The 14,865-nt window shown below is 54.1% G+C and carries 9 protein-coding genes; 5 read left to right on the top strand and 4 right to left on the bottom strand.

The annotated features are described in order from the left end of the window. Nucleotides 1-228 precede the first annotated feature (228 nt). The 5 genes from Pla22_RS20770 (at nt 229) to Pla22_RS20790 (ending at nt 7,747) form a co-directional block, all read left to right on the top strand. Nucleotides 229-1,980, top strand: coding sequence for a DnaA ATPase domain-containing protein (locus Pla22_RS20770; protein WP_242632221.1), 1,752 nt, complete (start codon nt 229-231; stop codon nt 1,978-1,980). Between the two features lie 140 nt (nt 1,981-2,120). After that, nucleotides 2,121-3,563, top strand: coding sequence for a replicative DNA helicase (gene dnaB / locus Pla22_RS20775; protein ID WP_146516739.1), 1,443 nt, complete (start codon nt 2,121-2,123; stop codon nt 3,561-3,563). Nucleotides 3,564-3,605: 42 nt separating this feature from the next. Beyond that, nucleotides 3,606-5,429, top strand: coding sequence for a PQQ-binding-like beta-propeller repeat protein (locus tag Pla22_RS20780; RefSeq protein ID WP_146516740.1), 1,824 nt, complete (start codon nt 3,606-3,608; stop codon nt 5,427-5,429). Nucleotides 5,430-5,574: 145 nt separating this feature from the next. Then, nucleotides 5,575-6,495, top strand: coding sequence for a polysaccharide deacetylase family protein (locus Pla22_RS20785; RefSeq protein ID WP_146516741.1), 921 nt, complete (start codon nt 5,575-5,577; stop codon nt 6,493-6,495). 88 nt (nt 6,496-6,583) lie between these two features. Further along, entirely contained in the window at nt 6,584-7,747 is a 1,164-nt protein-coding gene (locus Pla22_RS20790) for a glycosyltransferase (protein ID WP_242632298.1), read from the top strand. On the opposite strand, the gene Pla22_RS20795 is transcribed toward Pla22_RS20790, so the two are convergent. From Pla22_RS20795 to Pla22_RS20810, 4 genes are all read right to left on the bottom strand, one after another. After that, nucleotides 7,723-8,478 carry a hypothetical protein gene (locus Pla22_RS20795; protein WP_146516743.1) on the bottom strand — a complete coding sequence of 252 codons (756 nt, stop codon included), beginning with the start codon at nt 8,476-8,478 and terminating at the stop codon, nt 7,723-7,725. The two genes, Pla22_RS20790 and Pla22_RS20795, sit on opposite strands and share 25 nt — an antisense overlap. A gap of 299 nt (nt 8,479-8,777) precedes the next feature. Beyond that, complete coding sequence (locus Pla22_RS20800; RefSeq protein WP_146516744.1) at nt 8,778-9,401, bottom strand: superoxide dismutase; 624 nt, start codon at nt 9,399-9,401, stop codon at nt 8,778-8,780. A gap of 222 nt (nt 9,402-9,623) precedes the next feature. Next, nucleotides 9,624-13,112, bottom strand: coding sequence for a general secretion pathway protein GspD (locus tag Pla22_RS20805; protein WP_242632222.1), 3,489 nt, complete (start codon nt 13,110-13,112; stop codon nt 9,624-9,626). A gap of 460 nt (nt 13,113-13,572) precedes the next feature. Continuing rightward, nucleotides 13,573-14,646 carry an acyl-CoA desaturase gene (locus Pla22_RS20810; protein WP_146516745.1) on the bottom strand — a complete coding sequence of 358 codons (1,074 nt, stop codon included), beginning with the start codon at nt 14,644-14,646 and terminating at the stop codon, nt 13,573-13,575. Between the last annotated feature and the right edge of the window lie 219 nt (nt 14,647-14,865).

Here is a 14,865-nt window from a genome sequence, read left to right on the forward strand (position 1 = left end):
CTTCAATGCTAGCAACCATAGAATCACCCCTCACGCCCACAGGAGGTCTTTCTCACCGGGCGCGCCCCGCTCACGGGGCGACTTGGGCTGAACGACCCGTCAATGCCGTTCAGGTCATCTTACTCATCAAACTTTCGCTGGCTTATTCGCACCTTGCCGGTAGAGTTCTCGATGAGTGGGGAATCGGAATTTCCACACCCGCAACACGTCCATGCCCGCAACACGTCCATGAAGGAGGATTGCGCTCAACGTATGTCCGCACCGCACGGCTGCACCGATGGCAAGGATGTCATTGGAAAATTCACGGATGCTTTGAAACAGCGGCTTGGCGTTGATCGATTCCGAATGTGGTTTTCACACGGAGTCACCTTCAATGTGGAATCTTGCGGCGAAGGGAATCGCGACACTCTTGTCGTCGAGGTCCGCGGCCAATTCGCGCTCGACCGTTTGCAGAAAAACTTTCTGACCCAACTTCGTGGGGCAGCGATGCAGGCAACCGGTAGCGCCATGGATGTTGAACTGCGATTGGAATCGGCCATTCCTCAACAAGCCGAACTGCCTTTGGCAATGGAAGCCGGTGGCAATGCATCAGCACGAACCGCCCCTGCCATAAAGAATGCACCGGCACGACAAGCTCTCGGTCAAAACCCGGCCACCAGAAAACCTGCGACTCGACACTCAGCGGCAAGAACGTCGGGAACTCGATCGACAACTAGTCGAGGCGGCACTGCATCTTTGTCGTCGCTAGTTCATAGAGCCGACGGTGCACGAAGTCGGCGGGCGTCCCAGGAATCGGTTCGCGCCGCTCAACTTGATCAACTCCCGTTGCTCGATCACATAGAATCGCTTGACCAGCAAACCTCGCGTTCGGTATCGGCCTCCGCTGGTTCGCAACCCGCAGCAACTGCGACGCCTTCATCGGGTGCCAAACCAAACGCTCGTGCCGCGATGACGATGCAATCGTTTGTCAAAGGCAGCAGCAACGAACTCGCTCACACCGCGGCCTCGATGGTTTGCCAAACGCCCGGTGTTGCCAGTCCGCTATTTTTGTGCGGTCCCTCGGGAACCGGAAAGACTCACTTACTTTCTGCGATTGCGGCCCAGCTTCGTCAACGGCATCGCATGCGACGTGTCATGCACATGTCGGCTGAACAATTCACCAATGACTTTGTTGCGGCTCTTGGCAACAGCGGCATCACCTCGTTCCGAAGTCGCTATCGCGATGTGGACGCATTGTTGATTGACGACATCCAGTTCTTGGGATCCAAGAAAGCAACCTTACGTGAGCTGCTTTACACGATTGAAACGTTGTCGCACTTGCACCGCCCCATGATTTTCAGCGGACTGCAATCGCCGACTGAAATCCAAGGACTCACTAGTGAGTTAGCCGGTCGCATGGCTTCGGGACTGGTGTGCCCACTGCGTGCACTCGATCAAAGCACTCGCGAGACGATCTTGCAAAGGCTTTTCGAAGAACGTTGTCCGATTGCGGTTCCCGCGGACTTCACGACGCAACTTGCCGGAATGATTGCCGGTGATGGCCGTGTTTTAGGCGGATTGGCGAATAACATCAATCTGCTGCAGCGAATGAACAACCGCATGCCGACGATGGATGAAGTTCGGCGAATCGCTGGTGACATGCTTCGATCTGCTCAACCGGTCGCCACCCTTTCGGTTATCGAGACAGCAGTTTGCGAGGCATTCCAATTGCCAGCGGACACCCTACGTGGACAAAAGCAGACGCGTAACGTGACGGAGCCGAGAATGTTGGCGATGTACTTAGCACGCCAGATGACGTCATCGGCTTATGCGGAAATCGCCAGACACTTTGGCGGCAAGTCACACAGCACGGCCATTGCAGCGGAAAAGAACGTTCAGAAATGGATCACCGCTGGTAAATCGATCGGTCGCGGAAGAGCGTTAATGTCGACGCAAGAGGCCATTGATCGCGTGGAAAACCTCCTTCGCGGTGCTTCATAGTTGCTTTGGCAGTCAAATGTTGACTGCCATTTCTGGAACTCGATTGTCAAGATCCTTGAGCGATCGGCGAATCATCCGTTAGCCTGTATCGTAGACGTACGCGATCGTCCCACCCCCACCCCGCTCCACGGACAGGAACCATGATTTCGGACCCCTCGAACTTCAAGTCGAAGAAGAAAAAACCCCAAGCTTCCGCCGCTGAAGTACTGCAGCGAGAGCAACCGTTTGACCTTGAAGCCGAGATGGGTGTGATCGGCAGTATCCTGTTGATGCCCGTGGTCTGCGACGAGATCGCGTCGCTGAAGGCGGACGATTTCTACGACGACGCCAATCGCATCATCTACGGCATGCTCAGAGAGATGCACGATGCGGGCGAGAAGATCGACATCACGTTGTTGGTATCGAAACTGCGGCCATCGGGCGATTACGAAAAGGTAGGTGGCGCGCCGTACCTAGCCAAAATATCCGGTTCGGTTCCCAATGCCGCTCACGCAGCGTTCTACGCTGACATCGTGATGGAAAAAGCGGTCTATCGAAAACTGATTGAATCGAGCACCGAAATTCTGCGAGACGCCTACGAGCAAAACAGCAGCGCCAAAGAGTTGTGTGCTCAAGCCGAGCAAAAAGTGTTCGCCATCATGGACGGCCGCGGTTCGCAAAGCGTGCACAGTATTGCCGACGTGTTGCACCAAGCGATGGATCGAATGGAAGCGCGTCTTCGGGACGAGTACGTCGATGGCGGGTCGGAAACTGGGTTGCGTGACTTTGACGAAATGACCGGCGGACTTCACAATGGCGAGTTGATTATTTTGGCCGCTCGTCCATCCATGGGCAAAACCGCTTTGGCCATGAACATCGGCGAGCACGCGGCGATTAATCAACGCACACCTGTTTTGTTTGTGTCGTTGGAAATGTCAGGAATCGAGTTAGCCGACCGGATGCTGTGTTCTCTTGCCAGGGTCAATGGTCACCGCTTACGCAACGGTACTATTTCATCGGACGACCGCGATCGCTTGGTGATGAAGGCAAATGAAATTAGCCAAGCCCCGCTTTACGTGGACGATTCACCGAGTCGAACGGTTAGTGAGATCGCGGCGGCCGCGCGTCGAATCAAACGACGTGAAGATGGACTTGGTTTGATTGTGATCGATTACCTGCAATTGATCGAACCGGATAATTCACGTGACCCTCGTCAAGAACAAGTCGCAAAGATCGCTCGTCGTTTGAAGGGGATGGCTCGAGAACTCGAAGTTCCGTTGCTTTGCTTATCGCAACTCAACCGCCAAGCTGAAGATGGCAAAGACCACCGCCCCAAACTCAGTCACCTACGTGAATCAGGTGCGATCGAGCAGGATGCCGATGTGGTAATGTTTGTGCACCGCGAAGAGTACTACCACCGCGGCGAAGACAAGGCCCAATTTGCCGGTCAAGCGGAAATCATCATTGCCAAACAGCGGAATGGCCCCATTGGCGATGTGGCGCTAACTTGGGAAGCCGATTTCACACGGTTTAGCGACCGAGCTCCCGAACGACATAACGAGTTTGACGACTACGCCGAATTCAGCAGCCCGGGCGGTTTCTAACCTCCCGCAACTCATTCTTTTTTCTAGCAACGGTGCCTCCCCATGTCGGATTCTGTTTCGTCGGCTTCAGAAGTCAATGCATACTCGGCGGGCACATCGGTCGACGATAGCTCAGTGCCGTCTGAGGTTCGTCTGTGGATGACTCCCGCGATCATCATCATGGCGGTCGTCTGGGCGTTATTGATCATTCCGGGAATGATCGCACCGTTGACGATCATGCACTTCGTGTCTTTGCAAGGTGCCGGAGTGCTCGGGACGCTTTCGTTGACACTTTGGTGGTTGCTGTCTCGCGGCGTTCCTGGCAAGACTCGCCTTCTTGGCTACGTCACGATATTAGCGATCACGATTGCCACGTTCATGTTAATGAACAAGAGCCTAGGAATCACGATGCTGATCTATGGCCTTCCGACTGCGTTGACCATTCTGATCGGATCCTTGACGTTGCTTCGCACGAAAGCTTGGCCAACTCGTAGTCGAGTATCGCTGGCTGCGTTCACCGCATTCATGGTGGCAATCCAGTTCGTTCGGATTGGTCAAATCGATGCTGCGTTCGCGTTCAGCTTGGTGCCACGCTGGATACCGACCGCCGAAGATAAATTTCTTGCGTCGCTGCAAGATGACCAACCGACTGCTGAAAATCAATCATCAGAGGCGGAACCAACGGATGCGACGGAGCTCGTGAACCTTCCCAACGACGTCAGCGACACTGATTGGGCTGAATTCCGAGGACCACGCCGTGATGGAGTGCTACCGGGTGTAACGTTCGCGAAGGACTGGGAAACAACACCACCTAAAGAAATCTGGCGTAGTGATGTGGGGCCGGGTTGGTCGTCGTTTTGCATCGTTGGTGATGTATTGTTCACACAGGAACAACGAGGCGAACAGGAAGTGGTCGTCGCGTACTCCGCTTTGACGGGGAAGTCACTTTGGATCACATCTAACGAAGGACGCTTTGAAGCTTCGATGGGAGGCGTCGGGCCGCGGGCAACCCCCACTTATCACGACGGCAGACTTTACGTCACCGGAGCCAACGGTTTGATTCAGTGCCTCGATGCGAAAACTGGAAACGTGATTTGGAGCTTTGATGGGGCGGAAGGTCGCGAAGCAGCGCCGCTTGCATGGGGTTTCGCCAGCTCGCCATTGATTCACCAAGGTAAAGTCCTAGTGGTTACATCGGGCGGAGATGGCCAAGGCGCGGTCGCCCTAGATCAAGAAGACGGCAGTGTCATTTGGCGAGCCGGACATGGTTCACATACCTATTCGTCGTGCCAGCTTGAAACCATCGATTCCGTTCAACAGGCTTTGGTGGTTAGCGATTGGGGAGTCGAAGCTCTTAATCCCGATACCGGGGAAGTCATCTGGGGCAGTGAATGGCTGATTGACGGCATGCCACGAGTAGTACAACCACTGGTGGTTGGCAATACGGTTTACTTGGGCACCGGGTACGGTAACGGTACTCGGCGCATCGATGTCGCTAAGCAGGATGACGGAAGTTGGTCTGTTAACGAAGACTGGACCGCTAACCTGAAGCCTTACTTTAACGACATGGTTTATCACCAAGGTCATATCTACGGTTTCGATGGTCCCATCATGTTGTCTATCGATGCTGAAACCGGCGACAAGAATTGGAAAGGCGGACGCTATGGGCACGGGCAAGCTTTGCTCTTGCCAGCGATGGATGCAATTTTGGTAATCGGCGAGAAAGGAGAACTGGCACTCGTTGACGCGTCGCCTGAGAAGTTTGTTGAACTCGCGCAGATGCAGGTGCTCGAAGGCATTACCTGGAATCATCCCGTGATCGTGGGCAACCGCTTGTACGTCAGAAACGCCGAGCAGATGGCTTGCTATGAGTTGCCTGAGGAATAATCGGAACAATTCGCACGATCGGCTAGGACAACGCAAAGTGCAAAGTCTTCCTGCCGCGTAGATTCAGGGCGGGGTAACAAAGAGAGGTACGTTTGAGCACGCGAATGTTTCGCCGCTCTTGATCCCGCTCTTAGCATCCGGCCCGATGAATCTAATCAAGTCTGCTCTCCTGGGTGCTCGCAATTGCCTTTGCGCATCGTCGCGTCAGCAACGACTCGCTCAGCTTGCCTCTACCGGCGAAGTCCCATGCAGCGTTGCGTTTTACCATCGCGTTGCAGACACCGTTGCCAATGGTTGGACAATGTCCACGCAACAATTCCGGGAACACATCGACTACTTCCAGTCTCGCATGACCATCGTGGACTTAGCGGAAGTTCAGTGGCGGGTGCGAGAGGGTCACTCGGTGGATCAGTCGATGTCGATCACTTTTGACGACGGATACGCGGACAACATGGACTACGCGATCCCGCTACTTATCGAGCGAGACATTCCCTGTACCTACTTTGTCACAACCCAAAACGTCATCAACGGAAAACCGTTCCCTCATGATCGCGATGCAGGACAACCTTTGCAGCCCAACACCGTGGCCCAGATTCGCGAAATGTCAGACGCAGGAATTGAGATCGGTTGCCACACCCGCCGACACATCGATTTCAGCAATGTTCACTCCATCGAACACGTACGAAGCGAAATTATCGAAGCCAAAGATGAACTCGAACAAATGATCGGGCGACCGGTTCACTACTTCGCATTTCCGTTCGGATTGCCGGCGCAACTTACTCAAGCTGCGATCGAGATCGTCCATGAAGCCGGGTTCGCCGGTTTCTGCAGCGCGTTCGGTGCATACAACCATATTGGCAACGACTGGTTCCATATTCGGCGTTTCCACGGCGACCCTGAATTCGAGCGATTGGTCAATTGGTGCACTTACGACACAGCCAAGGCTCGAACCGAACCAAGGGTTCAGTACTTTCTACCACCGGCTAAGTCTTTCGAGCAAACGCAGGCGATGATGCCGTCGATGCCAGTTCCTCACATCACCACCTTTGGAAGCTTCCATGCTTAGCCAAACTTTATTGCGACGCCGCCCCTGGCGCAGTGTTAAACAGCGCAAGACCAATCGTCCGCTACGTTGTGCATTCGTCATCACGAGCATGCCTGTCGGCGGCGCAGAAACGTTGCTGGTCAACATGATGCGACGCATGGATTCGAAGGTGGTTGAACCTGAAGTCGTGTGCTTAAAGGAACCGGGTCCCCTTGGCGAAGCGATCAGCGGTGAGTTTCCCTTGCACTCCCATTTGATCGGCGGCAAGTACGACGTGTTGGTTGTTTGGAAACTTGCGCGTCTTTTTCACCAACGCCGCATCGATGCCGTGATCACTGTGGGTGCCGGCGACAAGATGTTCTGGGGACGCTTAGCCGCTGCGGTTGCGGGAGTTCCAGTGATCGCGTCTGCGCTTCATTCCACTGGATGGCCCGACGGTGTGGGACGACTCAACCGAACTCTTACTTGCGTAACCGATGCGTTCATCGGGGTAGCAGATTCGCACGGCGAGTTTCTTCGCGACTTCGAGAAATTTCCTGCCGGCAAGGTGAACGTGATTCGCAATGGAGTCGACTGTGATCGCTTCCACCCCGACCCCGATGCCAGAGCGTCTTTGCGTCGTGAACTTGGCCTGAGTGAGGCAACTCCTGTGGTGGGAATTGTCGCCGCGCTGCGACACGAAAAGAATCACACGATGCTCGTTCGTGCAGCGAAGCTGATCGCTGAAAAGGAAACGCACAAGCCAACGTCCGAGCAAACTCATTGGGTAATCGTCGGCGATGGACCAGAGCGTGAAACGATTGAATCGCTGGCGACTGAACTCGATATCGCGAATCGAATTCACCTGCTAGGCACCCGTCACGACACGGACAAAATTGTCGCCGGCTTGGATGTCTTTACACTTTGTTCGCTCAACGAAGCCTCTCCGGTGTCCATCTTGGAAGCCTTAGCATCCGAAGTGCCCGTTGTGGCGACAGACGTCGGCAGCGTCAAAGAGTCCGTGATCGCTGACCAAACCGGTACCCTAATCCCGTCGGAAGACGTTAACGCAATGGCGATGTCGATCGAGCGGATGCTTGCCAATCCCGCTTCCCGCCAGGCGATGGGCAAACGAGGTCGTCAATTGGTGCTTGAAACCGGTTCGCTAGAATCCATGGTGGCCGGGTATCAACAATTGATCACGACTCAGTACGATCGGCAACTATCGGCTTCGAGTGCCGCGACCATCACTGTTCCGCGAGTGCGAACTCAGGCAACCTTGCGATCCGACTGAACACGATCGGTGGCCTGCGACACCCATCCTTCACGCTCGATACGACCTTTGAATCCAAGAATGTCGTTAAATGCACTGACGTGTTCTTGGGTCCAATGAGCGATTTGCTCGAAGAAGAAGACACCGTGTTCGTTCAATCGTTGTTGGTTCACCGCTCCGATGCCCCAAAGCTCGGTCAAGTCGTCCGGATGATCCGGGGTCGTCTTGTACACGAGGCCGTACGTGTCATCCACGACGAAATCCAGCATCTCTGGGCTGATGCCATCCATTTGAGGTTGGTGCATGCTAAGGATCAAATCGTCGGCGGCAGGAGCGGAGTTCGCGGCCACGACGTCATCAGAGCTCACGCGGATCGTTTGTTCGATTTCAAACTGGGCTGACTCAAGTTGCTCGACTCGATGATTGAGCTCAATGATTTCCAATTTAAGCGATTCGATTCGTGCGTTACCTGCCTTGAAGGCTTCAAAAGCCAACGTGAACTCATGCTGCATCGAAGCCAAGTTCTTTTCTTGCTTTCGCACCGTTGCGGTCAATGAGGCGAGCGAATCGTGACGCTTACGTTCAGCATTTCCGTAGACCAACCAATAGATCCCCCAGCACGCGATCAAGCCCAAGTAAACCGTCGCGAGACCAGCGATGACCTGGTATCCCGACAATCCAAAGACAGGGGTCACAAACGAGGTCATCGACGAGGCTTCAAGCAAAAATTCGTTTAAAGGAGCAATCAGCATCGTTTCGAATCCGTTCTAGGCGAGCACGGTCAGCGAGTTAAAGATCGCGTCAAAGGCGTGGTCGTCGTTTGCGATGTCGTGGTTAATTTGAAGGAATCAGTTATCCGGTCTATCGGCGTTACTCGTGACGATCCTGACGACTTTAGTGCTTGCCCGTACAGCTTCACATCTTCGAAATCTTTCTCGTCGTGAAACGAAAAACCCGCCATGAAACCCAGCAAAGGGGCCGCATGGCGGGTTGAAGGTTGTGTAGTTCTGCGAAGCGGGCCATCACCAACACCGTCTTCGCCGCAATGACGTTACTTGGCCGCTGCGTATCGAGCAGCAACGGCGTCCCAATCGACGACGTCCCAGAAGGCGCCCACGTAATCGGGACGACGGTTTTGATAGTTTAGGTAGTAAGCGTGTTCCCAAACGTCCAAGCCTAGGATCGGAGTGCCACCGATGCCAGCCACCGCAGCGCCCATCAAAGGACTGTCTTGATTAGCGGTGCTACCGATCTTCAAAGCGCCGCCATCTACGTACAACCAAGCCCAACCGCTTCCGAAGCGAGTTCCGGCAGCGGTCGCAAATTGCGACTTCATTTCATCAAGTGAGCCAAAAGCGCTGTTGATCGCGTCGGCCAGTTCGCCCGAAGGCGCGCCGCCCTTACCGGGTCCCATCACCGTCCAAAACAACGAGTGATTTGCGTGGCCACCGCCGTTGTTACGGACGGCGCCTTTCTTATCATCGGGTACCGATGACAAGTTCGAGATCAGATCTTCGATCGACTTGCCTTCCAAGTCGGTGCCGGAGATCGCGTTGTTGACGTTATTGATGTACGCCTGGTGATGCTTTGTATGGTGAATTTCCATTGTACGAGCGTCGATGCTAGGCTCGAGGGCGTCGTAAGCGTAGGGCAGATCGGGTAGCGAATACGCCATGGTTGTGGACTCCAAATTCAGTGGTTGAGGGACATCAGTCGTCTCTCAGCACAATAGCAATCTGTCCAGTTGCGACAACCCGGGCGCAGCCAACATCGTTGCCTTGATTGGGCATTTTCTCACGCCCCGAATTTGCTCGCAGAACGACCAAACGGCAACAAAAACAGCCAAGTCACTTGCGTGACTTGGCTGCCTGAAGTTCAGATTCGGCGTCGACGAGGACTACTGTTGAGTCGGATCGAAGCCGGTTTGAGCCAATTCTTCCTCTTCTTGGATGATGATCCGTGGTGTCACCATCATCATTAAGCTGGAAGCTTCCCGACCTACCGTGACGTTCTTGAACAGTCGGCTCAGGTATGGAATCTTGCTAAGCATAGGAACACCACGTTCGGCGCGACCTTCTCGCATTCGCTTGATACCACCGAGCAAGATAGTTCCACCGTCGGGAACGCTGACGGTTGTGCTAATCGTCGTGAATGCGAAGACAGGCAACTGAACCGTTGTACCTTCGATCACGTCGGACTCATCGGTGCTATCGGTCGCGTCATTCTCGTCCACGACTCCGTCACCGTTGGTATCTTCCTGGTCGGTTGTACTTCGGCTGGTCGTACGTCGGCCTTCGTAGGTGAAGGTATTGACGTCACCGATCTGGCTAAAGAACGGCACAAGCGTGAGGCGAACGAATCGCTTGTCGTCACTCACGATACCCTGCACATTGAGCGAGGTACCTTCATTAAGAACCACGATCACCGGTTGTTGAGCGACCGCAAAGTCACCCACCACTGGCGTCACACTGGTCACGAATGGTCGTTGAGTGAAGTCACTGATCGAAGCGAGCTGACCGTCAAACAACGTTACCTTAGGAGCCTGCATCACGTTGGTTCGGTTGTCGGTTTGGATCGCTTGGATAAAGAAGTAAGCTTCGATATCGCTAAGCACTGCAAAGCCGAGGTTGGCTGCGGTACCCAAGTTTTGACCACCGAAGGCCGGACCACCACTGATAAAGCTTTGGTTATTGAACGCGATGTCCAAGTCAGGCGTGAAAGCCCCTCCAATACCATCGTATCCAACGGTTACCGAAGGTCCCTCGTCGTCATCTGGGAACTCGCGGGTGTTGTCATCGACTTGGAAGTTGAAGTCCACACCGATTTGTTCAGCAAAGGTATCGGCCAAGGTAATGAAGCGAACTTCGATTGTGATCTGCAAGTTCTGCAGACGGCGAAGCGATTCGAGCAAGTCCGAAATCTTTTCGTGGGTTTCACTAGTGGTACTGATCACCAATGAAAGGTTCTGTGGGTACTCTTGCATCGTGCCCTGACCACCCAGTGCGTCCCATGATTCGGGATCGACGGTGTTCTGAATCAGGTCGATTAGCGACTGGAAGTCAGCAAAGCTACTTCCCCCCGCACCGCCACCCATCGGTGGATTGTTTGGACCAAAGCCACCTTGGCTACCCAGCGGGTTGTACTGGCCGAGAACGTTCGGGTTGCTTCCCATCGGGTTCATCGCATTGGACATTCGATTTCCGATATCCGTTGCCGACATCGGAACCAATTGCACGTCTGATCGCGGCTGCGTCATTTGATACGCGTTGCGAAGAGCACCGGCCAAGCCATCTTCATAGCTGGTTGCAAAGTTGGGAATCGGTGTCACCAAGTCAGTAACACGATAGGTCACCGGGAAAACGTTGCTGTCTTTGACCTCTTGCGAGGTGATCATCAGCACGTCGTTTTGAATCATGTGTGCAAGCTGCAGGGGCTGAAGAATCAGGTTCAGTGCACTTTCGAGCTTGATTGAATTAGGAATCATCAAGGAGATCGGCGACTCTGGCGAAACGCGAACTCCCGTCAAGGCACGCTCGTCCATGATCATTGGAATACCTGTCATCGCTGAAAGGTCTTCCAACACTTCGCCCAGGGGACGATTGCGATACTTGATGCTTACCTGTGAGGCAAGTTTGCGGCTGATTTCTTTCTCCGCTTCGCTTAAGCGCGAATCACGATCACCGGACGCGTCGAGACGTCGACGGGACTTTTCGATCCACGTTTCGGCATCGGGGTGCGTCAAAGGCATGTCAGGATCTGGACCGATCATCGATCGCTCGGCGTCCAGCATGTTCTTAGCGAATGAATCTTCCTTAGCCGCGCGAATTTCTTGGTCCTGGGACATTCGCACGCCCATACGACTGTTATGGAACATTTGGATCGAAACTGGATCGCCAGGCTTCAACTCGGCGACTTGCTTGGCGATCAATTCCGCTTCGTTGAAGCGACGATCTTTCATCAAGGCATTGAATTCATCAACCAGCATCGAGACCTGGTGGTCCGTTGCAGCTTCTCGCTTGTCTGCTTGTTCCATGTCCGTGCGAACGGATGCGTTCTGGATATCAAGCTCGATCTTGGCTCGGTTGGCATCGACGTAAGACTTTTGCTCTTTGATCGCGCGGTCAACCAAAACAGCGAGCGATCGCTTGGCTTGTTCGTCAATATCACTGCTGTCGACGCGACGTCGAAGACGCTCAAGTTCATCGAGAGCATCAAGAGGTGCGTCACTCTTCTTCGTTTCTACCGACGCCAGTTCAGCGGTCACTTCTTTGTACAAGCGGCGTGTCTTGGCTTCGGCTTCGAGTCGTGTTTTGTCGATCTCGGACAGTTCACCATTCTCGTTGGGCTTTGCACTAGGAACCAAACGTGTTGGCTGAAGGAGCGTCAGCTTGTCTTTAAGTTGGTTTTGCTGAGTGACCGACAATCCCTCTTTAACTCGCCAAGCTTCTTTGAATTGCTTACGAGCCTCTTCGCGGTCGCCACTTAGCAACGCTTGCATTCCAGCATCATAGGCTTGGCTTGCGTAGGTTGATTCGGTGTTTTGAACTTGTTGAATTTGATTCGGCGTTTCGCCCGCGTTGGCGGCGCCACCGTTGAATAGCATTTGAGCAATGGCACCGTTGTCATCAGCCCCGGTCGCCGGTTCCATCGCAAGTGCGGGTTGGATGAAGTTTCCGCTGGTTTGTTGTCCAGAGGTTTGCATCACGCCGGAACTTGCGATTCCGGACCGCTTAGCGGCGGATTCAGCGTCAAGAACAAACTGCCAAACGCGCGGCTCACCAGCAGCGAAGGCTTTTTCAGGAACGCCTAAGGATTGTGCTTGCTGTGCGATTTGCAATGCGCCCGCTGCGTCACCTCGATCGAGTGCCGCGCGACCGATCGCAATCAAACGCAGAGCTTCGCGTTTGGCTGCGTCAGGATCTGCGTTCGCCGTTTGAATGGGCATGGCCCCGGCAACAGCAGGCATTCGCTGGACTGCCGAAGGCATCGCGTAGGAAGGACCGTTAGCCGCCGGATTCGGTACCGTCGAGCCTGTTCCCACCGAACCGGTTGCCGTTGGGGCAACAAGGTTGCGAGGCGGTAAGGCCAACAATGCTGGGTCGATTCCGATACCGACTAGTTGCTGATGTAACTTGGCTGCTTCCGGTTGCAGGTTCGGCAATTGCGAAACCATCGGAGACAACGTTCGATACGACTCGACCGCAGCGGCATAGTCACGGTTGGCGATTTGATCGCGAACCTGATTGAGCTTTGCCTGGGCCTGAGCAACCGTGGGAACGGTGACTTGCGAAGGGGATGAGCTTGAGGGAACCTGGCCAAATGTAGATTGGCCAATGGCATCCTGGGTGGACATCGCCATCATGGCGACGATTGCAGACCAGGCCATCGATCGAATGGACAAGGTGACGGTTGCGAGTTCGAGGCGATACAACGCGACTCTCCTTCTTCGCGGTGAGACTTCCATAAGGGAGCATCAATCGGCCGAGCTTGCCCAATCCATGGCTTGCTTAGGTGGCTAACTGACTCCGGGTTTAAACAGTTCCTTCGCCAACACTTGACCACCGGATTCCGTTAGAAATCAACGTCATATTGATGGCAACTGAACTGCTTGCTGATGGGAATAGCCTCTGGGCCAAACTCATGTCAACGTCGAAACGCTGCCGAAAGCGCGAATTTCGATTTCTTCATGGATGACCCCCAGTGAAACTCGCGGGCGACGATCTGAAGCGAGACATTCTGGCAACCCAAAGCGTCCGTCAGGGCATAAAAAAACCCCGGGCATCACAACAATGACCGAGGTTTCGAAGTAGTCTTTGGCGTCTTCAAGCGTTCGCCGACATGAGCAACTAGGCTGCCTGTTCAGCGAGCTTTTTACGCTTTTCAGCAGCGTTCTTGTAGTCAACGACGTCCCAAGCCAATCCGGTTGCCTTCAGCAACTTGATCGCTTGCCAAGTGATGTCAAATTCCCACCACTTGTGACCATGCTTGGCCATCCGTGGGTACGCGTGGTGGTTGTTGTGCCAGCCTTCACCGTAAGCAACGATCGCAACAAACCAGTTGTTACGGCTGTCGTCGGTCGTCTCGTAGTTGCGGTATCCGAACATGTGGGAAGCACTATTGACCAACCAAGTCGCATGCAACACGAGGACTAATCGTACGAACAATCCCCACACCAACAATGAAGTGCCGAAAGCTGCACCGTCGATCGCGTAGCCGATGCCAAAAAGGATCAAGCCCGTCAACGCATGCAAAGGCAAGAACAAGTAGTCCAGTGCCCGCATGTAGCGTTCTTTGTACAAGTCCGGAGCCCATCGCTTCAGGTATCCCACGCGGTCTCCGTTGTGCGTATGGAATGCTAGCCAAAACGCGTGACTCCAAAATCCGCCATCATGAGGAGAGTGTGGATCTCCTTCTTGATCGCTCAAAGCATGGTGTTTGCGGTGATCGGCAACCCAATCCAAAGGCGAACCTTCGCCTGCCAATGTTCCAATTGTGGCAAACACGTTGCGAACCCAAGGGTAGGTCTGCATGCCGGTGTGGGTCAACAATCGGTGAAAACCTAGGCAAATACCAAGGCTTCCCGTCACCCAGTGCAAGCCAACCATGACGGCGAGCCCAGTCCATGAGAAATAGGGGTAAGCCATCGTCAGCACCACGATGTGGGCTGCGGCTAGCCATCCAATTGCCCAGTAACTGAGATTGTTCAAGCGAACGCGATCTTGAGCCGTTTCGCTCTGTGGCTTTGGCTTCTTGGCGTTGCTTTTTGCATCGTCAAGAAGCGTGTTTTCCAGGTCTGAATCGTCGATATTTGATTTGTCCCAGATCTCGACATTGTTATCGAAATCAGACTGCGGCCTTGCGTGTGCCGAGGGGCGTGTTTTGTTCTTTTCAGTGGTTTTCGGGTCAGCAACAGATGACATTCCGTGATTTCCTACTTCGGGAGGACTTTGCTCAGCTTCCAATCGCTGATTGAGCCCAAAGTGTAGCGAGATCACATGTCCGCTCTGTCTAGGCGAAATGCCAACTTTGTAACGGGCGTGTAATAGTTTGCGATTGGGGGTCGCAGAACCGAATGAGCACCCGCAGATTACGAGTGCAAACCTGCCAACCGGGGGGAAATCCTACAGAAAAACCTGCGT

This window comes from Rubripirellula amarantea (assembly GCF_007859865.1).
GTDB lineage: Bacteria > Planctomycetota > Planctomycetia > Pirellulales > Pirellulaceae > Rubripirellula > Rubripirellula amarantea.

Bases quoted from the DNA above. Each gene is read 5' to 3' on its own strand.
- Pla22_RS20795 (WP_146516743.1), bottom strand. From the start codon at position 8,478: ATGCTGATTGCTCCTTTAAACGAATTTTTGCTTGAAGCCTCGTCGATG.
- Pla22_RS20770 (WP_242632221.1), top strand. From the start codon at position 229: ATGAAGGAGGATTGCGCTCAACGTATGTCCGCACCGCACGGCTGCACC.
- Pla22_RS20800 (WP_146516744.1), bottom strand. From the start codon at position 9,401: ATGGCGTATTCGCTACCCGATCTGCCCTACGCTTACGACGCCCTCGAG.
- Pla22_RS20805 (WP_242632222.1), bottom strand. From the start codon at position 13,112: ATGGCCTGGTCTGCAATCGTCGCCATGATGGCGATGTCCACCCAGGAT.
- Pla22_RS20790 (WP_242632298.1), top strand. From the start codon at position 6,584: ATGCCTGTCGGCGGCGCAGAAACGTTGCTGGTCAACATGATGCGACGC.
- Pla22_RS20780 (WP_146516740.1), top strand. From the start codon at position 3,606: ATGTCGGATTCTGTTTCGTCGGCTTCAGAAGTCAATGCATACTCGGCG.
- dnaB (WP_146516739.1), top strand. From the start codon at position 2,121: ATGATTTCGGACCCCTCGAACTTCAAGTCGAAGAAGAAAAAACCCCAA.
- Pla22_RS20810 (WP_146516745.1), bottom strand. From the start codon at position 14,646: ATGTCATCTGTTGCTGACCCGAAAACCACTGAAAAGAACAAAACACGC.
- Pla22_RS20785 (WP_146516741.1), top strand. From the start codon at position 5,575: ATGAATCTAATCAAGTCTGCTCTCCTGGGTGCTCGCAATTGCCTTTGC.